Source organism: Paraburkholderia sp. 22098 (assembly GCF_052045935.1).
Lineage (GTDB): Bacteria > Pseudomonadota > Gammaproteobacteria > Burkholderiales > Burkholderiaceae > Paraburkholderia > Paraburkholderia caledonica.
Genome location: NZ_JBQEPV010000009.1, coordinates 274,284 through 297,737, shown reverse-complemented (window position 1 = coordinate 297,737; position 23,454 = coordinate 274,284). Strand labels below are relative to the sequence as shown.

General features: G+C 63.2%; 22 protein-coding genes and 2 tRNA genes. 9 read left to right on the top strand and 15 right to left on the bottom strand.

Translation table 11 applies throughout. The annotated features are described in order from the left end of the window. Positions 1–24: 24 nt before the first annotated feature. The 8 genes from ACTJLB_RS20930 to fdxA all read right to left on the bottom strand — a co-directional run bounded on the left by ACTJLB_RS20930 (position 25) and on the right by fdxA (position 4,586). Positions 25–792 (bottom strand): DUF4088 family protein, encoded by a 768-nt coding sequence (locus tag ACTJLB_RS20930; protein WP_440784331.1) that lies wholly within the window; start codon positions 790–792, stop codon positions 25–27. A 322-nt stretch (positions 793–1,114) separates the two neighbouring features. Further along, the gene (locus tag ACTJLB_RS20925) at positions 1,115–1,444 is read right to left on the bottom strand and encodes an AzlD domain-containing protein (RefSeq protein WP_440784330.1); all 330 of its coding nucleotides are present in this window, start codon (positions 1,442–1,444) and stop codon (positions 1,115–1,117) included. Beyond that, a complete protein-coding gene (locus ACTJLB_RS20920) occupies positions 1,441–2,121 on the bottom strand; it encodes an AzlC family ABC transporter permease (protein WP_020069363.1) in 681 nt (226 codons plus the stop codon). Before ACTJLB_RS20920 ends, ACTJLB_RS20925 begins: the two co-directional genes overlap by 4 nt. 127 nt (positions 2,122–2,248) lie before the next feature. Then, the gene (locus ACTJLB_RS20915) at positions 2,249–3,079 is read right to left on the bottom strand and encodes a helix-turn-helix transcriptional regulator (protein WP_087752824.1); all 831 of its coding nucleotides are present in this window, start codon (positions 3,077–3,079) and stop codon (positions 2,249–2,251) included. A 128-nt stretch (positions 3,080–3,207) separates the two neighbouring features. Next, a complete protein-coding gene (locus ACTJLB_RS20910; protein ID WP_408174399.1) occupies positions 3,208–3,684 on the bottom strand; it encodes a CreA family protein in 477 nt (158 codons plus the stop codon). Positions 3,685–3,931: 247 nt separating this feature from the next. Then, positions 3,932–4,007, bottom strand: a tRNA-Asn gene (locus ACTJLB_RS20905). Positions 4,008–4,069: 62 nt separating this feature from the next. After that, positions 4,070–4,145: transfer RNA gene (locus tag ACTJLB_RS20900), tRNA-Asn, on the bottom strand. A gap of 117 nt (positions 4,146–4,262) precedes the next feature. Further along, positions 4,263–4,586: a ferredoxin FdxA gene (gene fdxA / locus ACTJLB_RS20895; protein ID WP_020069367.1), complete on the bottom strand. Its 324-nt coding sequence runs from the start codon at positions 4,584–4,586 to the stop codon at positions 4,263–4,265. Positions 4,587–4,881: 295 nt separating this feature from the next. Here fdxA and pncB point away from each other — a divergent pair, with 295 nt between their 5' ends. From pncB to ACTJLB_RS20870, 5 genes are all read left to right on the top strand, one after another. Then, entirely contained in the window at positions 4,882–6,078 is a 1,197-nt protein-coding gene (pncB, locus tag ACTJLB_RS20890) for a nicotinate phosphoribosyltransferase (protein ID WP_020069368.1), read from the top strand. Between the two features lie 127 nt (positions 6,079–6,205). After that, entirely contained in the window at positions 6,206–6,868 is a 663-nt protein-coding gene (locus ACTJLB_RS20885) for a LutC/YkgG family protein (protein WP_440784329.1), read from the top strand. Positions 6,869–6,948: 80 nt separating this feature from the next. Further along, positions 6,949–8,376, top strand: coding sequence for a sodium:proton antiporter (locus ACTJLB_RS20880; protein ID WP_440784328.1), 1,428 nt, complete (start codon positions 6,949–6,951; stop codon positions 8,374–8,376). A gap of 54 nt (positions 8,377–8,430) precedes the next feature. Next, positions 8,431–9,420 (top strand): 2-hydroxyacid dehydrogenase, encoded by a 990-nt coding sequence (locus ACTJLB_RS20875; RefSeq protein WP_440784327.1) that lies wholly within the window; start codon positions 8,431–8,433, stop codon positions 9,418–9,420. Continuing rightward, positions 9,417–10,865, top strand: a complete 1,449-nt coding sequence (locus ACTJLB_RS20870; RefSeq protein WP_440784326.1) for a DNA recombination protein RmuC — start codon at positions 9,417–9,419, stop codon at positions 10,863–10,865. The genes ACTJLB_RS20875 and ACTJLB_RS20870 overlap by 4 nt, the downstream gene beginning before the upstream one ends. Positions 10,866–10,955: 90 nt before the next feature. On the opposite strand, the gene ACTJLB_RS20865 is transcribed toward ACTJLB_RS20870, so the two are convergent. The 5 genes from ACTJLB_RS20865 to ACTJLB_RS20845 all read right to left on the bottom strand — a co-directional run bounded on the left by ACTJLB_RS20865 (position 10,956) and on the right by ACTJLB_RS20845 (position 17,956). Further along, a complete protein-coding gene (locus ACTJLB_RS20865) occupies positions 10,956–11,231 on the bottom strand; it encodes a hypothetical protein (protein ID WP_006053283.1) in 276 nt (91 codons plus the stop codon). A gap of 80 nt (positions 11,232–11,311) precedes the next feature. After that, the gene (gene moeA, locus ACTJLB_RS20860) at positions 11,312–12,613 is read right to left on the bottom strand and encodes a molybdopterin molybdotransferase MoeA (RefSeq protein WP_131320295.1); all 1,302 of its coding nucleotides are present in this window, start codon (positions 12,611–12,613) and stop codon (positions 11,312–11,314) included. A gap of 59 nt (positions 12,614–12,672) precedes the next feature. Continuing rightward, a complete protein-coding gene (mobA, locus tag ACTJLB_RS20855; RefSeq protein WP_440784325.1) occupies positions 12,673–13,311 on the bottom strand; it encodes a molybdenum cofactor guanylyltransferase MobA in 639 nt (212 codons plus the stop codon). 8 nt (positions 13,312–13,319) lie between these two features. Next, entirely contained in the window at positions 13,320–14,429 is a 1,110-nt protein-coding gene (gene moaA / locus ACTJLB_RS20850) for a GTP 3',8-cyclase MoaA (RefSeq protein ID WP_088173478.1), read from the bottom strand. A gap of 194 nt (positions 14,430–14,623) precedes the next feature. After that, positions 14,624–17,956: an Rne/Rng family ribonuclease gene (locus ACTJLB_RS20845; protein ID WP_440784324.1), complete on the bottom strand. Its 3,333-nt coding sequence runs from the start codon at positions 17,954–17,956 to the stop codon at positions 14,624–14,626. Between the two features lie 733 nt (positions 17,957–18,689). On the opposite strand from ACTJLB_RS20845, the gene ACTJLB_RS20840 reads away from it, so the two are divergent. From ACTJLB_RS20840 to ACTJLB_RS20825, 4 genes are read left to right on the top strand one after another with little or no spacing between them, the layout of a single operon-like run. Then, complete coding sequence (locus ACTJLB_RS20840) at positions 18,690–19,727, top strand: RluA family pseudouridine synthase (protein WP_027804850.1); 1,038 nt, start codon at positions 18,690–18,692, stop codon at positions 19,725–19,727. Next, on the top strand, positions 19,720–20,379 hold the full coding sequence (locus ACTJLB_RS20835; protein WP_020069378.1) for an HAD-IA family hydrolase: 660 nt from the start codon (positions 19,720–19,722) through the stop codon (positions 20,377–20,379). Before ACTJLB_RS20840 ends, ACTJLB_RS20835 begins: the two co-directional genes overlap by 8 nt. Beyond that, positions 20,376–20,792 (top strand): Rieske (2Fe-2S) protein, encoded by a 417-nt coding sequence (locus tag ACTJLB_RS20830; protein ID WP_020069379.1) that lies wholly within the window; start codon positions 20,376–20,378, stop codon positions 20,790–20,792. The genes ACTJLB_RS20835 and ACTJLB_RS20830 overlap by 4 nt, the downstream gene beginning before the upstream one ends. 42 nt (positions 20,793–20,834) lie before the next feature. Continuing rightward, the gene (locus ACTJLB_RS20825; protein WP_440784323.1) at positions 20,835–21,839 is read left to right on the top strand and encodes a S49 family peptidase; all 1,005 of its coding nucleotides are present in this window, start codon (positions 20,835–20,837) and stop codon (positions 21,837–21,839) included. A gap of 93 nt (positions 21,840–21,932) precedes the next feature. Here ACTJLB_RS20825 and ACTJLB_RS20820 read toward each other — a convergent pair whose 3' ends face one another. Continuing rightward, positions 21,933–22,652 carry an SAM-dependent methyltransferase gene (locus ACTJLB_RS20820; RefSeq protein WP_440784321.1) on the bottom strand — a complete coding sequence of 240 codons (720 nt, stop codon included), beginning with the start codon at positions 22,650–22,652 and terminating at the stop codon, positions 21,933–21,935. Then, positions 22,649–23,266, bottom strand: a complete 618-nt coding sequence (locus ACTJLB_RS20815) for a Maf-like protein (protein WP_440784320.1) — start codon at positions 23,264–23,266, stop codon at positions 22,649–22,651. Before ACTJLB_RS20815 ends, ACTJLB_RS20820 begins: the two co-directional genes overlap by 4 nt. Between the last annotated feature and the right edge of the window lie 188 nt (positions 23,267–23,454).

Here is a 23,454-nt window from a genome sequence, read left to right as displayed (position 1 = left end):
CTGGTGGGCAGACGCTCGGCCGAGTTAGCGCGACTGCCGTTGCTGCTGTTGCGGGGCGGGGCGGGGCGGCATGAAGAAGTTGCGCAGCCACGCCGCCATCCGCGAAAACACGTCGTACGGTTCTTCGACGAAGATTTCCGGCTTCAGCAGGCGCAGATATTCCATGATCTGTTGCGCTTCCTGCTTCTGGAACGAGCCGTGCGAAATGCCGAGCCGAAGCAGGCCGCGCAGTTCGCCCAGCTTTTCGCGGGCGGTGCTGCCCACGCTCGTTTCGCATGCCACCTTCGCTTCATAAACACGCTGACGCAGCGATTCCACGAGCCGCCATGCCGGCGTCTGCATGATTTCCTCGAGCGCCTGGATATCCTGCACTGCGCTCTTGATCTGTGCCGAGAGCGGGTCGACCAGCACCGCGTCGCCTTCGGCTTCCTTGACGATCGCCGCCGCCCAGTCGCGGCATTGCTTGGCCAACTCTTCCGGCGTCCACTCCGAGCGCGCTGCAAAGCCGAAACCGAATTCCCCGGCCTGCCGCATCAGAATCGCGACGACGTCAGGAAACTCCTTGTCCAGTGTGCGTTTGGCCCATGCATACTGGCCGCCCTGCAACATCCGCTGAACGGCGTGCTCGGTCAGCGGCACCATGTTGTCGAGCAGCTTCGCTCGCAAAAAGTCCTCGAACGAAGGCGTCGCGAACTGCGGATCGAGCTTCAGCGATACGCGCAGAAATGCATCGAAATCCTTGCGCAGCGTCGCAATGGTCTCGTCTTTGAGCGTGAGGGTAATTTGACCCATGTGTCTATCCCGTTTGGTCCTGCCGCGCGGCCTCGTCGTGTTCGTCCGGTCGCAAGCGGACCCGGAAGACTGGACGTGCAATGGCTGCGCGTTTGATTCCTGCCTGTTGCCGCGTCTGGCGGGACGTATCCCGACGAGCGGACCTCGACTGCATATCGGCGGATCAACGGGAAACTTAAGGGTTTTATCGGATATGAGGCAGGCTTTGCCGCACTGCCTGGACGGTATTGCGACGCTCGTCCGGAGCCGACGTTGAACGCGGAAGCCCCGCCACCGGCGGCTTCCGCGTGAGTGAGCCCTTACGTGTGGGAGCGCGCGTGCGTTATCGCAGCACCACGCCTTGCCAGACGAAAAACACCGTGAGGCCCACGGCGATGGTTACGAGTGGCCGCCGCGTCAGCGCGCTTACGATGACAGCGGCCAGTGCGCCGACCAGTTGCGGATTGCGCCACGTCAGTTCGGCACCGGTGTCGGCGCCATGCGGCGAGACCGCCATCGGCACGATGATCGCGGTCAGCACGGTGACCGGCACGAAGCCCAGCGCCGTGCGTACCAGAGGCGGAAACACCAGCCGGTCGCCGAGCACGAAGACGGCGGCGCGGATCACCCACGTGATGAGCGCCATGCTGAGTATCAAAACGACGTAGTTCATCGCGATCCCTCCGCCGACCGGCGTGCACGCCGCAAGCCGAAGCCCGGCGTGGAAAGCAGTACGCCGACTACGACGCCCGCGAAGACGGCAGCGAGCAGTCCGAGCTTGTACGGCCACGCTTGCCAGAAGAAGGCCAGCGTGCCCGCGGTGACCGCGGCCGCGATGTAGCGCAACGCGGTGAGCTGCGGTACGACGATCGCAATGAACGTGGCGACCATCGCAAAGTCGAGTCCGAGCGATTGAAGTCCGGGGAAGGCAGCGCCGAACAGCAGGCCGGCGACTGTCCAGAGCTGCCAGTTCAGATACATCGCGAGACCGGCGCCGAAGAAGTAGTGCGGGCCGACGGTGCCCGGCTCGCGGTTCCGATAGTGCTCCCACGCGACTGCGAATACTTCGTCCGTGAGCAGCGCGCCGAGGGCCCAGCGCCAGCGCGCCGGAAGATGCGCGACGTGCGGCGCGAGTGTCGCGCTATACAGAACATGCCGCAGATTGACCACGAGCGTGGTGGCCCAGATCACCGCGAAGCTCGCGTGGCCCGCGATCAGCCCGAGCGCGATAAATTGCGCGGAGCCCGCGAAAACGATGAGCGACATCAACTGGCCGTGCCACAGATGCAGCGGCCCGGACGCGACAAGCGTGCCGAAAATGACGCCGAAAGGCGCCGAGCCGACCATCATCGGGATGATGTCGCGCGCGCCCGTGGTGACTTCCTTTAAACGGACTGAGTGGGTCAAAACTTGCCTCCTATGAGTCGGGAAGCATAACGGGGCAGGCAGAGCCGGGCTTGTACGTTCTTGCGGACGATCACTGTCCCTGCCAGCGTCCGGGCGGCACGCCGAACATGCGCCGGAAGTGCCGCGTGAAATGGCTTTGATCGGTAAAGCCGCTGGCGGCCGCCACGTCTGTTACCGGGACACCTGCCCGCAATGGCGCAAGCGCGCGTTGCAGGCGTATCTGATTGCGCCAGGCGTGGGGCGGCAGACCCGTCGCGCGGTTGAAAAGGCGCGCGGCGTGAAATGGCGAGAGTCCGGCCGCCTGCGCCACGTCGGCGAGCGTGACCGGTTCGAGCAGGTCGCCTGCCAGACGTTCTTTCATGACGGCGACGCGGGTGTCGTCGGCGGCCATGCGCGAAGGCTCGGGCAGCGTCTGCGAATAACGCACGAGCAGCGTGGAGAGCGCGTCGAGCATGGCGGCTTCGGCCGCCAGCGCGTCGCTGCCCGCTTCGAGCATGCGGTGCGCGTTCGCGAGCCGCACGGCGAGGTCGGGATCGTGGATCACGCCAGGTGCAAACCATGGCAAAGGCTGCGGCTTGCCGGCGATCTGATCAGCGAGTTCGTGGATGAACTGCACCGGCGCGTACGTTACGCGATAGCGCCAGCCTGCTTCGACTGCCTTCGACCCGGTGTGGAGTTCGCCGGGATTGATAATCGGCACGCCTCCGGCTTCGGCGACATAGTCCGAACCGCGATACCGATAGCCTTCGGCGCCCGCGACGATCACGGGAATCGTGTACGCATCGTGCCAGTGCGGTGCGAACTCGTGGTCGTGATATTCAGCCGTGAGCAGGTCCGCACCGGGCAGAAGCGGCGTGCGCCAGTAACGGGCTGAATTCTGGAAACGATGGACGGCGGTCATTGCATGGCTCTCGCACAGCCAGTCAGTTTAGCGCGGAGCGACGGCTGCGGGCATGGCGGCGCGCTTCGTTCGGCGGCGCGCGCCGTGCGCTTTTTCGTAGGACGTCGCCCGCGCTGACCCGCGGTTGGTCACTTCACAGGGATGGTGGTGCCGGCCGGCATCGGCACGGCGCTCACACTGTTTTTCGCGCTGCCGCTGACAACCCGGTCGCTGTAGGTGAGATACACGAGCGCGTTGCGTTTTGTGTCGACCACGCGCACCACATGCAACGCCTTGAAGATTAGCGACATGCTCACCGAAAACACGTCGGCTTGCTGTTTCACCGGACCGGCGAAATGAATTGCACCGACCTGACGGCAGGCGATCGACGCCTCCGTGGGATCTTCCGCGATGCCAAGCGTGCCTTTCACGCCGCCCGTGCGCGCACGCGACACGTAACAGGTCACGCCTTGAACGAGAGGATCGTCATAAGCCTCGACGACAACCCGGTCGGAACCGGTGATGTGAAAGTTCGTATTGACGCTGCCGACTTCTTCGCCGTGCGCGACCGGCACAGCGACGGCGGCGGCGACTGCAAGCGCGATTTGCAACGTGGTGATTTTCATGAGATGGCCGGGTTGAGCAGGAAGCGTTGGAGGCGCGTTGTGCGCCGCGAGCTGTCATCGTATACCGCGGGAAGATTGGCGAGACGTTCGGCAACGGCTCAGCAGACGCGCCTTGGAAAATCCGCCGTGAATTGATGAGAGGGGAGCGACGCGCTGATCGCGAATGAGGCGCTCGCCTTGAAGGAAGATCGAACTGAAGGAAGACTAGAAACAAAAAGGCCCGCACGGATGCGGGCCTTTAAAATTTTGGCTCCTCGACCTGGGCTCGAACCAGGGACCTACGGATTAACAGTCCGGCGCTCTACCGACTGAGCTATCGAGGAACAGCAGTACAACTTGATCTACATAAAAAAGCCCGTCTTGGTTAACGGGCTTTTGCAATTCTTGGCTCCTCGACCTGGGCTCGAACCAGGGACCTACGGATTAACAGTCCGGCGCTCTACCGACTGAGCTATCGAGGAACAGAAAAACAACAGCAGAGAAGCGAAATTGTAGAAGCAGCGTTGGCGCCTGTCAATACCTTGTGTTCATCTCAATTTGATCCGAACTACCGGGAGGTATGACGGGCTCTCAAACGCTCAGCGCGCGAGCAGGGCGAGCTTTTCCTTGACGTCCTTGAACTCGTCGGCTTCCGGCAGCGGCGCCTTGGTCTTGGTGATGCTCGGCCAGTTCTTGGCGAGATCGGCATTCAGCTCGATGAAGTTCTGCTGGTCGCCCGGCACGTCTTCTTCGGCATAAATGGCGTTCACCGGGCACTCGGCCACGCACACTGCGCAGTCGATGCATTCATCGGGGTCGATCGCGAGGAAGTTGGGACCTTCGCGAAAGCAGTCCACCGGGCACACATCGACGCAGTCGGTATAGCGGCACTTGATGCAGCTTTCGGTCACAACGTGAGTCATTCAGGCAGCTCCTGCATGCGGAATCAGGGAAGGCGCAAACGCCAAAAGCGGTATTGTAACGTAACGTCAAGAGGCGCATGCAGCATCGCACAACGCCTTTTATATGTTTTCGTGATTAGTTTATTGCGTGCGCGAAGAGTAACGGGTTCACGCTCGGAGGCGCGAGGGCAGGCCGCGCTCGCGCCTGAATGACGGCGCATTCGGGTAACATGCGTCAAGCCGGCGCGCACGAGGCGCCCCGATGCATGGGTTGAGTCAGGCCTTCCGTACTTCCTGCGGTCCAGTTCGCACCATCATGATTATTACTTCGCTGCTCGACACCGATCTGTACAAGTTCACGATGATGCAGGTGGTTCTGCATCACTTCCCCGCGGCCAACGTCGAGTATCGCTTCCGTTGCCGCACGCCGAACGTCGACCTCGTGCCTTACATCGGCGAGATACGCGACGAAGTGCGCAAGCTCTGCCAACTGCGCTTCACCGACGAGGAACTCGACTACCTCCGGCGCATGCGCTTCATTAAGGGCGACTTCATCGAGTTCCTCGCGCTCTTTCATCTGAACGAGAAGTACATTTCGATCGAGCCGTCGCCGAAGAACAACGGCGAGATCGACATTGAGATCAAAGGTCCGTGGCTACACACGATCCTGTTCGAGATCCCGATGCTCGCCATCGTCAACGAGGTCTACTTCCGCAATACGCAGCAGGAACCGGACTACAGCGAAGGCCGCGGGCGCCTGGTCGACAAGATGAAACTTCTGGGCGCGCGGCCGGAATTTGCCGACTGCAAGATTGCCGACTACGGCACGCGTCGCCGCTTTTCGAAGCAATGGCACGAAGAAGTGATCCTCACGCTGAAAGACGGCCTTGGCGAACAGTTCGCCGGCACCAGCAACGTGTTTTACGCAATGAAGCACAGCCTGACGCCGCTCGGCACCATGGCGCACGAGTATCTGCAGGCGTGCCAGGCGCTCGGCCCGCGGCTGCGCGATTCGCAGATCTTCGGCTTCGAAATGTGGGCGAAGGAATATCGCGGCGACCTTGGCATTGCACTGTCGGATGTCTATGGCATGCAGGCGTTTCTGCGCGACTTCGACATGTACTTCTGCAAGCTGTTCGACGGCGCGCGCCACGATTCTGGCGACCCATTCGATTGGGGCGAGCGCCTGCTCCAGCACTACGAGGCGAACCGTTGCGATCCGCGCACGAAGATCCTGGTGTTCTCCGACGCGCTCGATATTCCCAAGGTGCTGCAGCTGTATGAGCGCTTCCGCGGACGCTGCAAGCTCGCCTTTGGCGTGGGCACGAATCTGACCAATGACCTCGGCTACAACCCGCTGCAGATCGTGATCAAGATGGTTCGCTGCAACGGCCAGCCCGTGGCGAAGCTGTCCGATTCGCCGGGCAAGAACATGTGCGAGGACAAGGCGTATCTCGCGTATCTGCGGCAGGTTTTCGGCATCGCGCAGCCCGAGGAAGAGTCGGCGAATTAACGGCTTTTGCACGCGTGTTTCCTCGTGTCTGAAGAGTTCCTATGCCGTTCGGCCAGGGTGTTCGCGCGGAGGGTGGCCGGTATAATTCCGACATATCGCACGGCTATCGACACGAGGACTTTCGCATATGGACACATCGATTGCCCGCCGCAACATTCTGGCGCGTATCCGCGCGGCGCAAGGCCGGGAACCGGAGCCGTCCCCGTCCGAGCGGGAAGCGGCGGCGGACTATCTGGCGCGCCATCCGTCTGGCCCGCGCCCGGATATGCCTGCGGACCTGACCGGGCGGTTCATTGAAGAAGCGCAGAAAATGGCGACCACCGTCGACACGGTAGCGTCGCTGAGCGACGTGCCGGCCGCGGCGTATCGCTATCTCGCAGATCACTCGTTGCCGTTGCAAGCCATTGCCTGGGGAACGCTGCAGGATCTGCGCTGGAACGACGCAGGCCTCGCAGTTGAATTTCGCAAGCCGAGAGACGGTGACGTAGTGGGCCTGACCGGCTGCTTTTGTGCGACTGCCGAAACGGGCTCGCTCGTGTTGCTGTCCGGCCCGGACACTTATGCATCAGCCGGTCTGCTGCCGGAAACGCATATCGCAATCGTGCCGGCTTCGCGCATCGTGGCAGGACACGAAGAAGCATTCGCATTGATCCGCAGCGAGCGGGGCGAGCTTCCGCGTGCGGTCAACTTCATCTCTGGGCCGTCGCGCACCGGGGATATCGAACAGACCATCGTGCTCGGCGCGCATGGGCCGTATCGCGTGCATGTGATCGTCGTACTCGGCGCCTGAGTGAAAACCACGCTTGTCTTCACGCGTGCGTAACTGTCCGCGGTGTTCAAGTCATTTCAACAAAGAAGGACCTCCAGCATATGACTAGACGTGCCGTGCCGACGTGCATGGTGCTCGTGGCTGCACTGACGCTGACGAGCTGGCCCCAGGTGGCCTGCGCCGCCACACTCGAAGGCGCTTCGCTTTCCGCGCTCTGGGGATTGCCGTTTGCGGGCATGCTGCTCTCTATTGCCCTCTTTCCTCTCGTCGCACCGGCTTTCTGGCATCACCATTTTGGCAAGATTGCGGCGGCGTGGGCGCTGGTGTTTCTCGTGCCGTTCGCGCTTGCGTTCGGCTCGGCCATCGCGTTAGGCACGCTAGTCCATGCGTTGCTCGAAGAATACATTCCCTTCATCGTGCTGCTGACTGCGCTGTACACGGTTGCTGGCGGAATCTGCGTGCGTGGCAATTTGCACGGCACGCCGCGCCTGAACACAACGATTCTTGCGCTCGGCACGTTGCTCGCGAGCGTGATGGGCACGACCGGCGCGGCAATGCTGCTCATCCGTCCGTTGCTGCGCGCAAATGACAATCGCCGGCATGTGGTGCACGTGGTCGCGTTCTTCATTTTCCTGGTCGCGAATGCGGGCGGCTCGCTCTCGCCGCTCGGCGACCCGCCGCTCTTCCTGGGCTTCCTGCAGGGCGTCGACTTTTTCTGGACCACCACGCATCTCGCGCTGCCCATGTTGTTCGTTTGCGGTGTGCTCCTAACAGCGTTCTATTTCCTCGACTCGCACTATTTCCATCAGCGTGAAGAAGAGCGTTCGCGTTTTTTTGACCCTACGCCCGACTCGCCGCTCGGCATCGACGGCAAGGTGAATTTCCTGCTACTTGGCGCGGTTGTCGGGCTCGTTCTGATGAGCGGGCTGTGGAAACCCGGCGTCAGTTTCGATGTGCTCGGAACCCATGTAGATTTACAGAATGCCGTACGCGATGTCGCGCTCGTCGTCGTCATGTTGCTTTCACTCGCATTGACGCCGCGTGCGGCTCGCAAGGGCAACGACTTCAACTGGGCGCCGATCGAAGAGGTGGCCAAGTTGTTCGCGGGCATCTTCGTGACTATTGCACCCGTCATCACAATACTGCGCGCGGGCGAAGCCGGTGCGTTTGCCGGCGTGGTTCATCTGGTCAACGATTCCGCAGGGCGACCGCACGACGCGATGTACTTCTGGGCGACGGGCCTGCTATCTTCGTTTCTGGACAACGCGCCGACGTACCTGGTGTTTTTCAACCTGGCCGGCGGCGATGCTTCGTCGCTCATGACAACCGGCGCCACCACGCTCGCGGCGATTTCGGCGGGCGCGGTGTTCATGGGCGCGAACAGTTATATCGGCAATGCGCCCAACTTCATGGTAAAGGCGATTGCAGAGTCGCGCGGGGTTCGCATGCCGAGCTTTTTCGCTTATCTGGGGTGGTCCGGTGCGGTGCTGCTGCCGCTTTTTCTTGTCACCGGTTGGCTGTTTTTCTGACACCGAGTCTGAAGCCGAGGCCGCCGAACTCGACACGCTATACGGAGAATTGCAATGCAGAAGATCCTCGTCGCCCGTCCGATTTTTCCCGATGTGATCGAACGGCTCAAACAGTATTTCGACGTCGACTGGAACCAGGGCGACGTGCTGTCCGCGGAAGAACTGAAGCGCCGTCTCGTTGACAAGGACGGCGCACTGACCGCGGGCGATCCTGTCGGCGGGGAGGTTCTCGCGGCCGCGCCGCGCCTTCGCGTGGTGTCGAATATGGCGGTGGGTTACAACAACTTCGACATGGCGGCGTTCAACGCAGCCAACGTGCTCGGCACGAATACGCCGGACGTGTTGAACGAGTCGACCGCGGACTTCGGCTGGGCGCTGATGATGGCTGCGGCTCGGCGCATCGCGGAGTCGGAGCACTGGCTGCGCGCGGGCAAGTGGCAAAAGTGGGCGTACGACGGCTTTCTCGGTGGCGATATCCACGGCTCCACGCTGGGCGTGATCGGCATGGGCCGGATCGGCCAGGCGCTCGCAAGGCGCGCGAAGGGCTTCAACATGCAGGTCATTTATCACAACCGCTCCCGGGTCGCGCCCGAGATCGAAGCCGAGCTGAATGCCGAATATGTGTCGAAGCAGGACCTGCTGCGGCGCGCCGATCATGTCGTGCTCGTGCTGCCCTATACGAAGGAGAATCATCACACGATCGGCGCTGCCGAACTCGCGCTGATGAAGCCCACTGCGACGCTGACCAATATTGCGCGCGGCGGCATCGTCGACGACGCGGCGCTCGTCGAGGCGCTGCGCTCCGGGCAGATCGCCGCGGCCGGCCTCGACGTCTTCGAGGGCGAGCCGAATCTGAATCCCGATCTGCTGAGCGTGCCGAACATCGTGTTGACGCCGCACATTGCGAGCGCAACCGAGGCGACGCGCCGTGCAATGGCCAATCTCGCCGCGGACAATCTGATTGCCGGCCTTGGCGAAGGTCCGCGCGCCGGTCGGCCACCCAATCCGATCAATGCCGAAGTTATCGGCCGGGCGCGTGCATGACGATGATTCTTGTCGCGGCCGTCGCAGTGCTGGCGGTCGCGCTCGTGCTTGCGGTGGTCTTGCTGATGCGAGTCCACGGTCGCGCTAATGAGCACGAGCAGTTCGAAATGCTGAGCGATCGCATCGATACCGCAGCCGACGCGCAGGCACATGCCTATGAGCGCCTCGAGCGGCAATTGCGCAACGACATCGCCGAGACCGCGCGCGTGTCGCGTACGGAGCAGAGCGGCGGCTTCGCGCATTTCCAGCAAACGCTGGCCGCGCAATTCAGCAGCATGACCACTGTGCAGGGCGGCAAGATCGACGGATTCGCGCAGCAACTGGACGCGGTGCGTCACAGCCTTCAGCAGCAGGCGCAGCAGGCGCGTGACGAACAGGGACGCTCGCTCAAGCAGTTCGGCGATACCCTCAGCCTGCAGCTCGGCCAACTCACGGAGGTGAACGATCGCCGCTTCGCCGAGGTTCGCGCGACCATCGAACAGCGGCTGAAGGACATCGAGGCGAACAATGCCAGCAAGCTGGATGAAATGCGCCGTACCGTCGACGAAAAACTGCACGCCACGCTCGAACAACGCCTAGGCGAGTCATTCAAGCTCGTGTCGGACCGCCTCGAACAGGTACATCGCGGCCTGGGCGAAATGCAGACGCTCGCGGCCGGCGTCGGCGATCTGAAGAAGGTGCTGACGAACGTGAAAACGCGCGGCACGTGGGGCGAAGTGCAGCTCGAAGCGCTGCTTGAACAACTGCTCACCGCCGACCAATACGCCAAAAACGTGGCCACCGTGCCGAAGAGCGCGGATCGCGTCGAGTTCGCTATCCGCCTGCCTGGACGGGTGGAGGCGGGCGGTGCGGCCACACCGGTATGGCTGCCCATCGACGCCAAGTTTCCACGCGAAGATTACGAGCGGCTCATCGACGCGCAGGAACGGGCCGACCCCGCCGCAGTGGAAGAAGCCTCGCGTGCCCTGGAAGCCAGGATTCGCGCAGAGGCACGCGCCATCGCCGAAAAATACGTGTCGCCGCCGCACACCACCGATTTCGCGTTGCTGTACCTGCCCACCGAGGGTCTCTACGCGGAAGTGCTGCGTCGGCCAGGTTTGTCAGATCTGCTGCAACGCGATTACCGCGTGACGATTGCCGGCCCCACTACGCTGACGGCGTTGCTCAACAGTTTGCAGATGGGTTTTCGCACGCTTGCCATCGAGCGGCGCTCAAGTGAAGTGTGGCAAGTGCTCGGCGCGGTTAAGACCGAGTTCGGCAAGTTCGGCGACGTGCTGGCGAAGACCAAAGCGCAACTCGAAACAGTCACGCGTTCTATTGAAGCCGCTGAGACGCGCACCCGCGTGATGAATCGCAAACTGCGCGATGTCGAGGCGCTGCCCGGAGAGGAGGCGAGTGGTCTGATAGGCGGCGCGTTGCCGGGCGTCGATCCCGACGAGCAGTAAGCAGTAACGCTGGCGCGGCGCGTGCGCGTCAGCAGTCCGCGCCTGCCGCGTCAGCGAGCGCGGCGGCAGTGGCGCGGAGCGGGGCACGCATCAGGCTTCTTCCGGTGCGTCGGTCAACTGGATTTCGATGCCGCCGAATCGCGACGCAACCCAGTTGTATGCGTGGCATGCAATCCACAGCAGGATGAAGCCAAGAATCGCATTCAACAGCAGCGCGCTAAACACAGTGCTTAGTTCGACAGAACCGTAGCGCACGAACGCGACGAGCACGCCGAGCAACACGATCGGCACAGAGAACGTCAGATAGACGAGGATAAGTGCTTTGGCCGTCTGTCCCGGTGCGATGAACGAGATCTGTTTTTTCATGTAAGTCAAACCCGCATGTCGTAGTGGTAATGGGTAAAGCTGAATATGACCGTGGATGAAAGCGCCGCGAGGCGGATACGTCAGATCAAGCCGTGGAACAGCATGATACTGACGCGTTCGCCCTCGCCAATGTCGCCTTCTTCATGGCCGAGCACGATGAAACAATTGGCCTCGCTCATCGAACTCAATACGCCGGAGCTTTGCGAGCCTGTCGGCGTGACCTGCCACTGGCCGTTCGCGGCCTGGCAAGCTATGCCGCGCTGGAACTCCGTGCGTCCGGCGCGTTTGCGGATTGGCCGCACGCTCGCCGCGTGAATCAGCGGCAGCGGCTGCGGCGCGGCGCCCGACATGAGCAACAGCACTTCGCGCACGATCTGATAGAACGTCACCATCACGGCGACCGGATTGCCCGGCAGACCGAAGAATAACGCAGGTCGTCCAAGACCCGGCCGCTCGCCGGACCATACGCGGCCAAACGCAAGAGGGCGGCCCGGGCGCATGGCGAGGCTCCAGAACGCGACGTCGCCGAATGTCTGCAACAACTGCCTTGTGAAATCCGCCTCGCCGACTGAAACGCCGCCGGAGGTCAGTACCACGTCGGCACTCTCCGCGGCGCTGCGCAGCGCGGCTTCGAGCGCGGCAGGTTCGTCGCGGATCACGCCCAGATCCAACGCTTCCACGTTCAGGCGCCGCAACATGGCGAAGAGCGTGTAGCGGTTGCTGTCGTAGACCGCGCCCGGGTCGAGCGGCTCGCCCAGAGAGCGCAGTTCGTCGCCAGTGGAAAAGAATGCGACGCGCAAGCGCCGCCGAACATTGATTTCGCCGATGCCGAGCGAAGCCAGCAGGCCGAGGTCGGATGCGCGAATAATGCGGCCCGCATGTAACGCAACGTGGCCGCGAGCGAGGTCTTCGCCGGCTAGCCGCCGGTTTGCGCCGGCCTCGACCGCGTCGGCTGCAAAGCTGATCGAAGCGGAGTCGGCATTGCGCTCGACCAGTTCCTGCGGCACCACGGTGTCGCAGCCTTCCGGAACGCATGCGCCCGTCATGACGCGCACGCATTGCGCTGCTCCCACGTGGCCAGCAAACGGATGTCCCGCCAAAGCTTTGCCGACGACGGTCAGTTCGACCGGCTGCGCGCCGCTTCGCAATGCGGCGCCGTTGAACGCATAGCCGTCCATTGCGGAATTGACGTGCGACGGCACGTCGATCGGCGAAACGATGTCTGCGGCCAGCACGCGGTCGAGGGCGTCGCGCAAGGCCACGCGTTCGACGGCCGTAACCGGCGTCGCCCACTGGCGAGTAATCGCCTGGGCAGCCGAAACAGGTAGCGCATGAGGATCGTACTGCGCGACGCAGCGGGAAAATTCGTTATGCGTGGTCATGAAGAGCTGGACGTCGCGGCTGGCGGCTAGGTGGCGCTTGCCGTGCGGCGGAGCGGGATTCAGCCGGGGCCCCGATCACGCTCGAGGTCGGCGAGTTCTTGTAACGAATTGATATTGTAAAACGCATGCTCGTCGGTAAAGACGACTTCCACGGTCTTGTGGCGCGCGTACCACGCGCGCACCTTCCGCTCGCCGGCGGCCAGGTAGGCGGCGAGGTCGTCGGCGAGACCGGTTCGCAGCAGCGCAAAAACCGGGTGAAGCGAGCGATTTCCGTCGGCGTCAACGGTTGTAACGGTGGCGATGTCAGCTGCGTTTGCAGCAAGGGCCTGAGCAAGGCGCTCGGCGAGGTCGGCGGGGAGCCAGGGCGTGTCGCACGGCGCGCTCAGCAGGTATTCGCTGCGAGCAGTGCGCAGACCGGCCAGCAAACCGGCCAATGGCCCTGGGAATTCAGGCAACGTGTCGGCGACAATCTCTGCGCCGAACGGCGCACCGAGTGCTGCGTAAGCGTCCGGGTGGCGATTGGCGCTGATCAGCAGCGCGCCCGTCTGCGGCGCAAGGCGCTTCAGCACATGACCGGCGAGTGGCTCGCCGTGCAAGGTCTGGAAGCCTTTGTCGGCGCCGCCCATACGTGTACCGCGGCCGCCCGCGAGCAGCAGGCCGGTAATCTGTTCGCGCGTCGGCGTCGCGGCTTGACCCATCCCAGCGATCAGCCGCCGATGTACGACATTTCGACGCGCCGTGCGTCCTGCTCGCGTGCTTCGGCCGCGTTGCTGCCGCGCAATTGCGAATAGCGGTCGCCGCGGCCTTGCCAGATTTCGGCCACCGCAGTTGCGATTTCGGCGTCGCTTGCCCCGCTGCGCAGCAACGCGCGCAGGTCGTGGCCCGACGATGCGAACAGGCACAGGTACAGCTTGCCCTCGGTCGAAAGGCGCGCCCGCGTACAGCTCGCACAAAATGCGCGCGTCACGCTGGAAATGACGCCGATTTCGCCGCTGCCGTCGGCATAGCCCCAGCGCTGCGCTGTCTCGGCTGCACTGTGCGCTTCGAGCGGCGCAAGCGGGAAATGCTCGTCGATGCGCGCGATCACGTCCGCCGACGGCAGCACTTCGGTCATGTTCCAACCGTTGGACGTGCCCACGTCCATGTATTCGATGAAGCGCAGCACGGCGCCCGAGCCTTTGAAATGGCGCGCCATCGGCACGATTTCGCTGTCATTCGTACCGCGCTTGACCACCATGTTGACCTTCACCGGCGCGAGGCCGACGGCGTGCGCGGCGGCGATTCCGTCGAGCACGTCGGCCACCGCGAAATCGGCGTCGTTCATGCGGCGAAACAGCATGTCGTCGAGCGCGTCGAGGCTGACGGTTACGCGGGTGAGGCCTGCGTCCTTGAGGCTGCGCGCCTTCCGGGCGAGCAGCGAGCCATTCGTGGTGAGCGTCAGATCGAGCGGCCGGCCTGCTGGCGTAGTGAGTTGCGCGAGGCGTTCGATCAGGAATTCGAGATTCTTGCGCAGCAGCGGCTCGCCGCCCGTCAGGCGAATTTTCTCGACGCCATGCGCGACGAAGAGCCGCGCGAGCCGCTCGATTTCCTCGAAGCTCAACAACGCGCTGTGCGGCAGGAATGCATAGTCCTTGTCGAACACGGCGCGCGGCATGCAGTAGACGCAGCGGAAGTTGCAACGGTCCGTCACCGAAATGCGCAAGTCTCGCAACGGACGCGCGAGCGTATCGTGCAGTTCGCCGCTAGGCGTCTGCACCGGGCCGGAAATGACCGGCGCCGCGCTGAGGTCGGCAACAGGGATGATGCGTCGGGACATGAGTGACTTGCGTTGTGCCAAACGGATAAGGCGATTCCTTCATTCTATCGGAAATGCCTTAAACGGCTGGGCGATGCCAACCCCTGTCGGGGTTTACGGGGAGGGTAGGGAGTTCGCGAGGGCGATGCGATTCGCATGCGCAAAAAACAAAAAGCCCGCCGGTGAGGGCGGGCTTTTCGAAGCGGGTTGCAAGCTTACTGCGGATGCTTCCCGGTTTCCACTTGCTGCATCGGTGCCGAGTCGAGCGGCGGCAACGGCTTGCGCTCACGCACCACGCGCGGCGGTTTCACCGTTTGCGCAGCGGCTTCTTGTGCTGCGCGCAGCTTGTCGGCGTCGGTATTGACCCAGACAAGACCGGCTTGCTCCAGCACCGGCTTCAAGGCTTCAGCCGAGACGCCGCCGTTGAACGACGCGCGCGGTGCCGACGGCGCTTGCGATGCCTGCGTGGCTTCGGCCACATCGGCGGCTTCGGCCGCTTCGGCCGGTTGCGGCGCGGCGGCGACAGGCGCCGGCTCGACCGCTGCTGAGTCCGCAGCCGGTGCGACTGCTGCCACGACCGGTTTCTGCTCGACGATCTGCGGTTGCGGTGCCGGCTCGGCGGCCGGAGCTGCGATCACTTCCGCCGGAGCGGCGGCCGCAGGTTCGACGTGAGCCTGTTCGGCTTGCGCTTCAGCCGCCGGCGCAACAGCCGCAGCCTCTTCACGAACGACCGGTTCCACGAGCGATACCGTCTCCGCCGCAGCCGGTGCAGCCTGCGCCGGTTCGACCGGCGCCACAGCTTGTGCAACAGGCGCCTGCACGACCGGTTCGACGGCAGCCGGAGCAGCCGGCACTTCGGCGACCGGCACGACCGTTTCCGTCTTCGCTGCCTTTTCGACAGCGAGTGCCGGCGTTTCGGTTGCAGCGTGGAGCTCCGTGACGACAGCCGTCTCGGTTGCAACGGCGGCAACTACGACTTCCACCGGCGCCACTTCCTTCACTTCCCGGGCTTCGCTCACTTCGGGCTTCGATTGGACCGGCTGATGCGCGGTGCGCACCGGTGCGTCGTCGCTGACGTTGACGTTGTCGCCTTCCGCTTCGGCGACGTCTGCCGCCAGGTTGCCGTTCACGTCTTCCTCACGCTCACGACGACCGCCGCGACGGCCGCGACGGCGACGACGACGCTCTTCGCCGTCACGCGCCACAGCTTCCTGATCGACCGGCGCAGCGTTGTCAGTAACGGCCGTCTGGTTTTGCGCCAGTGCCAGTTCTTCCGCGGTTTGCGCCTCGGCCTGGGTCATCGCATCGGCGGTTTCTGCCTGCGGCTTGCGGCGCTCGCCGCGCTCAGCGCGTTCGCCACGTTCGCGGCGCTCGCCGCGTTCCTGACGCTCGCCACGCTGTGCGCCTTCGGCCGTTTCAGCACGCTCGCCGCGATTGTCGCGCTCGCGGTTGTCACGCCCTTCGCGCGGTTCCCGTGCTTCGCGGGGTTCACGGCCTTCACGCGCTTCGCGGTTGCCGCGAGGTTCACGAGCCTCGCGCGGTTCACGCGGCTCACGGCCTTCGCGTGCATCACGCACCTCGCGGCCTTCGCGCGGCTCGCGTTCCTCGCGACGCTGCGAAGGCTGCTGGCCTTGACGGCCGCCGTTCGTCGCTTCGCCACGGGCTGCCGCATCGCGACCACCCGCGCCACTGCGACGATTACGGTTGCGATCGCCGCCGCGTTCGCCGGTGCGCTCACCGCGCTCCGAACGCTCGCCACGCTGTTGCGGACGGGCGGGTTTTTCGGTAGCCGCAGGCGCAACGGGCGCCGGCGCCGCCGGCTGCATGCCGAACAGATTCTTCAGCCAGCCGATGAAGCCGCCGCTCGCCTGCGTAACAGCGACGGGCGCCGGCGCTGCGACCGGTCGAACCGGCGCGCTCGGAGCCGGCTTCTCGGGCGTGATGCCCTTGACCGCCGCTTCCTGCTTCGGCTTCACTTCTTCGGTGCGCTTGCTGTAGCCGGTTTCCGACTCCAGCTCGCGAGCCGCTTCTTCGGCCATCTTCCACGAAGCGCGCGGTTCGTCGAGGCGCGCGTCGTCGTGACGCAGACGTTCCAGCTTGTAGTGCGGCGTATCCAGGTGCTTGTTCGGCACCAGCACGACGTTCACCTTGAAGCGCGATTCGATCTTGTTGATTTCCGAACGCTTTTCGTTCAGCAGGAAGGCGGTCACTTCGACCGGCACCTGGCAATGGATCGCCGCGGTGTTTTCCTTCATGGCTTCTTCCTGAATGATCCGCAGCACTTGCAGCGCGGACGATTCGGTATCGCGGATGTGGCCCGTGCCGTTACAGCGCGGGCACGTCACGTGGCTGCCTTCCGACAGGGCCGGACGCAGACGCTGACGCGACAGCTCCATCAGGCCGAAGCGCGAGATTTTGCCCATCTGGACGCGCGCACGGTCGTGTTTGAGGGCGTCTTTCAGGCGTTGCTCGACTTCGCGCTGGCTCTTGGCCGACTCCATGTCGATGAAGTCGATCACGATCAGGCCGCCCAGATCGCGCAGGCGCAACTGGCGCGCGACTTCGTCGGCGGCTTCGAGGTTGGTGCGCGCGGCCGTTTCCTCGATGTCTGCGCCCTTCGTGGCGCGGGCCGAGTTCACGTCGATTGCAACGAGTGCTTCAGTGTGGTCGATCACGATCGCGCCGCCCGACGGCAGCGGAACCGTGCGCGAGTACGCCGTTTCGATCTGATGTTCGATCTGGAAGCGGGAGAAGAGCGGCACGTCGTCGTGGTAGCGCTTCACCTTGCTGACATTGTCCGGCATCACGATGTCCATGAAGGCGCGTGCCTGGTCATGAATCTCGGTGGTGTCGATCAGAATTTCGCCGATGTCCGGCTGGAAATAGTCGCGGATCGCGCGAATCACGAGGCTCGATTCGAGATAGATCAGCATCGGCTGGCCGCTCGAACCGCTTTGCGACGCCGCTTCGATCGCGCGCCACAGTTGCATCAGGTAGTTCAGGTCCCACTGCAGCTCTTCGGCGCTGCGGCCAATGCCGGCCGTGCGCGCGATGATGCTCATGCCTTCCGGCAACTGCAGCTGCGCCATGGTTTCGCGCAGTTCCTGGCGGTCGTCGCCTTCGATCCGGCGCGACACGCCGCCGCCGCGCGGGTTGTTCGGCATCAGAACGAGATAGCGGCCGGCGAGGGAGATGAAGGTGGTGAGGGCTGCGCCCTTATTGCCGCGCTCTTCCTTTTCGACCTGGACGATCAGTTCCTGACCTTCCTTCAACGCGTCCTGAATGCGCGCGGAGCGCATGTCGACGCCGTCGCGGAAATACTGGCGGGCGACTTCCTTGAACGGTAGGAAACCGTGGCGGTCTTCGCCGTAGTTGACGAAACAGGCTTCGAGCGACGGCTCGATGCGGGTAATGATGCCCTTGTAAATATTGCCTTTGCGCTGTTCGCGCCCGGCGGTTTCGATGTCGATGTCGATGAGTTTTTGCCCATCGACGATGGCAACGCGCAGTTCTTCCTGCTGCGTCGCATTGAACAACATGCGTTTCATGGAACGGCTCCAGTGCGGCTCGGCCGGCGCGCTTCGCCTTCGCGGTTGTCAGTCGCGAGCGCGAAGCGGGCAGCGGCATGCCGCGCCTTATTGTGTTTTCACAAGCACGCTGGAGCGGGAAAAATGGCGGGAGAATTGCCTGAGAGGGCCCGGCTCCATAAAGAAGGAGCGCGGTGCCGCAGGGCACATGCGAACACGGCTTCAAATAACGACCCGACACGCCGCGGGTTCTGCCGGCAGACCTTCATAAGCCTTTCGTCCCCTCTCGCCGGTGCGCCAACTGGGCGCGTGACCGGAGGGTCGAAGGCTGCGGTCGTGCCGCAACGGGAAGTTCGCGCAAGCGGCGCGTCTTTTCCTGCTGGGGGTGTCTCGCCTCATTTTGACGTCGCCAAGTCTTGTACTTTCTACAAGACGCCATGGGCGCACGCCGTATTTTCGCAACTCGCAGCTTCGTACAGCAGGACGTAAGACGCCCGATACCGAAGCTGAGAGTTAAATTCTTTTTTACCAAAATTCCGTTACCGTCGAAGCCGACCTTGACCGAACGCGCCTGTGGGCGCCGTCCCTGCCGGGTGCTGACTTCGTGCGTGCAACTTGTTGCATCTCATTTTCAGGGTGAGCAACCAGACCCCGGCACAAGTAAAATAACGATTTACGCTTGCACCTGCGCAATCCGCCCGAATTCCGGACACTGCGCCGGCCGCCGCAGACTGCTGGGCAAATTATATTCAGAATGAAAGAGTTAGGCAAAATATCCCAGAAATCGGTGACAAGCGCGGTCGCGAGCGATCAGGTCTCAGTGATCGAGATCGACGACAGCGCGGCCGGACAGCGCATCGACAACTTTCTGTTGCGAGTCTGTAAAGGCGTCCCCAAGAGCCACATTTATCGCATCCTGCGCAGCGGGGAAGTGCGTGTGAACAAGGGCCGGATCGACGCGCAGTATCGGCTCGAACTCGGCGATCTCGTGCGCGTGCCGCCCATCCGGGTCGCGCAACCCAACGAGGCGGTGGCGCACGCGCCGGTGCCCAGCGCTGAGTTCCGGACCATTTTCGAAGACGAACACCTGCTCGTCATCGACAAACCGGCGGGTGTCGCGGTGCACGGCGGCAGCGGCGTCGCGTTCGGCGTGATCGAGCAGATGCGCGAGGCGCGGCCGCAGGCGAAATTCCTCGAACTGGTGCATCGGCTGGATCGCGAGACCTCCGGCATCCTGATGCTCGCCAAGAAGCGTTCGGCGCTCGTGAATCTTCACGACCAGATTCGCGAGAACAGGATGGATAAGCGCTACTATGCGTGCGTTCATGGCGAATGGGCGAGCGACTGGGGGCGTCGCCGCGCCGTCAAAGAGCCGCTGCACAAATACCTGACCGCGGACGGCGAGCGGCGCGTGCGCGTGCAGGCCGACGGTCTGGCGTCGCACACGGTCTTCAATCTGATCGACCGCTGGCCCGACTACGCATTGCTCGAAGCAGAGTTGAAGACGGGCCGCACGCATCAGATCCGCGTTCATTTGCAGCATCTGGAACTGCCGATCGTCGGCGATGCCAAATACGGCGACTTCGCGCTGAACAAGGCGCTGGCTCGCGCGAATGCCAAACCCGGGCTCAAGCGCATGTTCCTGCACGCTTACCGGCTGAAGCTGACGCATCCGGCAACTGGCGCGCCGCTGCAACTGGAGGCGCCGTTGCCGGCCGAATGCCGCAATTTCATCGCGCAGCTCAACGAATTACGAAATGGGTCACACCCGGAGACGGCACCGCATGGCTAGAGAGCAATTTGACCTGATCGTGTTCGACTGGGACGGAACGCTGATGGATTCCACCGCGCACATCACGCGCAGTATCCAGGCAGCGTGCCGTGATCTCGGTCTGCCGGTTCCAGCGGACGAAGCCGCGAGCTATGTGATCGGCCTCGGCTTGCGCGACGCGCTGCAAATCGCGGCGCCCACGCTCGATCCGAGCGACTACCCACGGCTCGCCGAGCGCTACCGGTTCCACTATCTCGTGAAAGATCAGACCACCGAGTTGTTCGTCGGCGTGCGCGAAATGCTGCAGGAGTTGCGGGATCAGGGCTATCTGCTGGCGGTGGCGACGGGTAAAAGTCGCGTTGGACTCAACCGCGCGCTCGATCAGGTGCGGCTGACCAGCCTGTTCGACGGCACCCGCTGCGCGGATGAGACGTTTTCCAAGCCGCATCCGGCCATGTTGCACGAATTGACGCGCGAACTGGGGCAGGACCCGGTGCGCACGGTGATGGTCGGTGACACGACCCATGATCTGCAGATGGCGATCAACGCTGGCGTCGCCGGTGTCGGCGTGACTTACGGCGCGCATCCGGCCGGGTCGTTGAGCGCGCTGTCGCCGAAATATGTCGCCTCCAGCGTGGGCGCGCTGTCGTCCTGGTTGAGGGAGAACGCATGAGCACCGGCGTGAGCGAGGGCGGGGGCGAGGCTACCGTTCAGGCGGTTCGGGTGTGCGCATCCGGGGAACTCGTGGACGGCGGAATGGGCGTGCGGCGTGCCGCCAGAATCGGTGCCGATGAAGTCGTGGTGTTTTTCGTGCGCTACGAGGGTCGTGCTCACGGTTATCTGAACCGTTGCGCTCACGTTCCGATGGAACTGGATTGGGCGGAGGGTCAGTTCTTCGAATCGTCCGGTTTATACTTGATGTGCGCCACACATGGGGCGATTTACGCGCCGGATACCGGCAAATGCGTAGGCGGTCCGTGCCGCGGCGGCAGGCTGCGGGCGCTGAAAGTAGACGAGCGCGATACGCCCGAGGGCCGCGCTGTCTTCTGGCTTCCCGACGGCGAGTTGCAACCCGCCGCGTCCTGATCCGCGTTTTGATCTGTCTTCCTCGAAAATTCCACTGCACGCATGTCCGATAATTTGACGCCTGAAACGAAAGAACCGGCTATGAGTGGCCATAGCCGCGTCTCCGCCGACGAGACCGGCTGGGAACGCGCGGCGCTCGAGCGCATCGCGCTTGCTGCAATCAACGAACAGCGTGCCGCTCGCCGCTGGAAAATCTTCTTCCGTCTGCTGTTTCTTGTCTTGCTGGGACTGGTGATCTGGGCGGTGTTCATATTTTCCGGCGACAAGCTGGCGGCTACGGGCCGTCATACGGCATTGATCGCGCTTGACGGCGAAATCTCCGCAGATACGAACGCAAACGCCGAAGATGTTGGCGCGGCGCTCGAAAGTGCGTTTGGCGACGCGGGCACGGCCGGGGTGATTCTTCGCTGCAACAGCCCGGGTGGCAGTCCCGTGCAGGCGGGAATCATTTATGACCAAATTCGTCGATTGCGTGCCAAACATCCGTCAATTCCGCTCTACGTCGTCGTGGGCGACATGTGTGCGTCGGGCGGTTACTACGCTGCCGCTGCCGGCGACAAGATCTATGTCGACAAGGCGAGCATCGTGGGCTCGATTGGGGTGCTGATGGATAGCTTCGGTTTCACCGGTCTCATGGACAAGCTGGGCATCCAGCGCCGCCTGCATACATCTGGCGAGAATAAGGGCTTTTACGACCCGTTTTCGCCCGAAACGCCGAAGATGGATGAGCATGCGCAAGAAATGCTCGACCAGATTCACGGGCAATTTATCGACGCGGTTCGCCAGGGTCGCGGCAAACGCCTTCACGAAACGCCCGATATGTTCTCCGGGCTTTTCTGGACCGGTCAGAAGAGCGTCGAACTGGGTCTCGCGGATGGTTTTGGCGACGCCAACTATGTGGCGCGCGAGATCATCAAGGCGCCGGAGATCGTCGACTACACGGTCAAAGAAAGCATCACCGACCGCGTCGCGCGCAAATTCGGCGCGGCCGTCGGCAATGGCGCCGTGCACGCGATGGCGCTGGGCGGCAAGCTCAATTTGCGCTGATCGGATCGAGGCGCTCCTGTCGCAAAAGCCCCGCGCGGTCGTTCGGACCGGGCGGGGCTTTTTTGCATCGAAGTGGCTGGGAGGCCGATTCGTTCAAGCGGCCAGTATCAGAAAAATCGCCGGCCGCTTATGCAGATCGAGTGCCGGTTTCTTCTTCCAGTCGGCCACCGTGTGGCTGCGGATCGTTTCCGTTTGCAGCGTCAGATCCACAGCGACACAAACCAGTGTCGACGGCGCGCAGGTTGCCAGCAAGGTGTCCAGCAGTGCGCGGTTGCGATACGGCGTTTCAATGAAGATCTGCGTCTGCTTGCCTTTGCGCGATGTCAGTTCGAGCTCGCGCAGGCGTTTGGCCCGTTCGGTCGCGTCGACCGGCAAATAGCCGTGGAAAGCAAAACTTTGGCCGTTGAGCCCGGAAGCCATTAGCGCAAGCAGGATCGAGCTCGGCCCTACGAACGGCACGACCTTGACTCCGCGTTCATGCGCCCGCCGCACCAGCAGCGCGCCCGGATCGGCTACCGCAGGGCAACCCGCTTCGGATACGAGGCCGGCGTCCATGCCGACCAGAACCGGTGCAAGCAGTTTGTCGATCTCGCCGGCCGGCGTGTTGACGTTCAGTTCGCGGATCTCGATTTCCTGGATGGGCTGCTCGGTGCCTACCTTCTTCAGAAATGCTCGTGTGGTCTTGGCGTTTTCGCCGATGTAGTACCGAAGCGCCGCGGCGCGGGCTCGCACCGGGGCCGGCAGGACGGCGTCGAGCGCGTCGGCATCACCTTCGCCTAGCGTATTGGGAATCAGATAAAGCGTGCCGCTCATTGCGCCCCCAATAACGGATAACCCGCCGTCAGCAGCATGTCCGAGAGCGCAATCAGCGGCAGGCCGACGAGTGCAGTCGGATCGTCGGAATGGATGGCTTCGAGCAGCGCAATGCCGAGCCCTTCGGACTTGGCGCTGCCGGCGACGTCGTACGGCGTTTCGGCCAGAAGATAGGCTTCGAGCGCTGCGTCCGGCAGTTCGCGGAATCGCACGCGGGTGATCACGTCGACGCTCTGGGCGGTTCGCGAGCGGCTGTCGAAAAGACACAGCGCACTATGAAACAGCACCTCGCGGCCGCGCATTGCTTGCAATTGTGCGAGCGCCTTGTCGTGAGTTCCCGGCTTGCCGATTTGCAGGCCGTCGTAAGTGGCGACCTGGTCGGAGCCGATTACGAGGACGGCTTCGTCGGCGGGAAGCGCGCTGCCAACCGCTCGAGCCTTCGCCTCGGCGAGCCGCAAAGCGGTGGCGTCGGGCGCTTCGCCGGCGTGCGCGGTTTCGTCGATCGCGGGCACCGCAACGTCGAATGGAATGCGAAGGCGTTCAAGCAACTCGCGTCGATAGGGCGAACTCGACGCCAGAATGACGCGTGGCGGGCTTTGTGGGGAGTCTGGCATGGGCGATCAACGGCTAAAAGGGCGGGACGTACGACGTTGCGCGGAGGCCGCGCTGGTACGAGCTTAAGTGTTTGACTCGAAAAGACAAAGCGGATATGATTTTGGGCTTTTCATCGGTATGCTTGCGTCAGGCGTGGCTCGCCGGGCGTGACGCGGTGAGAGCCGGAAGGGTAGCTGCAAGCAGGGCT

Bases quoted from the DNA above. Each gene is read 5' to 3' on its own strand.
- ACTJLB_RS20930 (WP_440784331.1), bottom strand. From the start codon at position 792: ATGGGTCAAATTACCCTCACGCTCAAAGACGAGACCATTGCGACGCTG.
- ACTJLB_RS20925 (WP_440784330.1), bottom strand. From the start codon at position 1,444: ATGAACTACGTCGTTTTGATACTCAGCATGGCGCTCATCACGTGGGTG.
- ACTJLB_RS20920 (WP_020069363.1), bottom strand. From the start codon at position 2,121: ATGATGGTCGGCTCGGCGCCTTTCGGCGTCATTTTCGGCACGCTTGTC.
- ACTJLB_RS20915 (WP_087752824.1), bottom strand. From the start codon at position 3,079: ATGACCGCCGTCCATCGTTTCCAGAATTCAGCCCGTTACTGGCGCACG.
- ACTJLB_RS20910 (WP_408174399.1), bottom strand. From the start codon at position 3,684: ATGAAAATCACCACGTTGCAAATCGCGCTTGCAGTCGCCGCCGCCGTC.
- fdxA (WP_020069367.1), bottom strand. From the start codon at position 4,586: ATGACTCACGTTGTGACCGAAAGCTGCATCAAGTGCCGCTATACCGAC.
- pncB (WP_020069368.1), top strand. From the start codon at position 4,882: ATGATTATTACTTCGCTGCTCGACACCGATCTGTACAAGTTCACGATG.
- ACTJLB_RS20885 (WP_440784329.1), top strand. From the start codon at position 6,206: ATGGACACATCGATTGCCCGCCGCAACATTCTGGCGCGTATCCGCGCG.
- ACTJLB_RS20880 (WP_440784328.1), top strand. From the start codon at position 6,949: ATGACTAGACGTGCCGTGCCGACGTGCATGGTGCTCGTGGCTGCACTG.
- ACTJLB_RS20875 (WP_440784327.1), top strand. From the start codon at position 8,431: ATGCAGAAGATCCTCGTCGCCCGTCCGATTTTTCCCGATGTGATCGAA.
- ACTJLB_RS20870 (WP_440784326.1), top strand. From the start codon at position 9,417: ATGACGATGATTCTTGTCGCGGCCGTCGCAGTGCTGGCGGTCGCGCTC.
- ACTJLB_RS20865 (WP_006053283.1), bottom strand. From the start codon at position 11,231: ATGAAAAAACAGATCTCGTTCATCGCACCGGGACAGACGGCCAAAGCA.
- moeA (WP_131320295.1), bottom strand. From the start codon at position 12,613: ATGACCACGCATAACGAATTTTCCCGCTGCGTCGCGCAGTACGATCCT.
- mobA (WP_440784325.1), bottom strand. From the start codon at position 13,311: ATGGGTCAAGCCGCGACGCCGACGCGCGAACAGATTACCGGCCTGCTG.
- moaA (WP_088173478.1), bottom strand. From the start codon at position 14,429: ATGTCCCGACGCATCATCCCTGTTGCCGACCTCAGCGCGGCGCCGGTC.
- ACTJLB_RS20845 (WP_440784324.1), bottom strand. From the start codon at position 17,956: ATGAAACGCATGTTGTTCAATGCGACGCAGCAGGAAGAACTGCGCGTT.
- ACTJLB_RS20840 (WP_027804850.1), top strand. From the start codon at position 18,690: ATGAAAGAGTTAGGCAAAATATCCCAGAAATCGGTGACAAGCGCGGTC.
- ACTJLB_RS20835 (WP_020069378.1), top strand. From the start codon at position 19,720: ATGGCTAGAGAGCAATTTGACCTGATCGTGTTCGACTGGGACGGAACG.
- ACTJLB_RS20830 (WP_020069379.1), top strand. From the start codon at position 20,376: ATGAGCACCGGCGTGAGCGAGGGCGGGGGCGAGGCTACCGTTCAGGCG.
- ACTJLB_RS20825 (WP_440784323.1), top strand. From the start codon at position 20,835: ATGTCCGATAATTTGACGCCTGAAACGAAAGAACCGGCTATGAGTGGC.
- ACTJLB_RS20820 (WP_440784321.1), bottom strand. From the start codon at position 22,652: ATGAGCGGCACGCTTTATCTGATTCCCAATACGCTAGGCGAAGGTGAT.
- ACTJLB_RS20815 (WP_440784320.1), bottom strand. From the start codon at position 23,266: ATGCCAGACTCCCCACAAAGCCCGCCACGCGTCATTCTGGCGTCGAGT.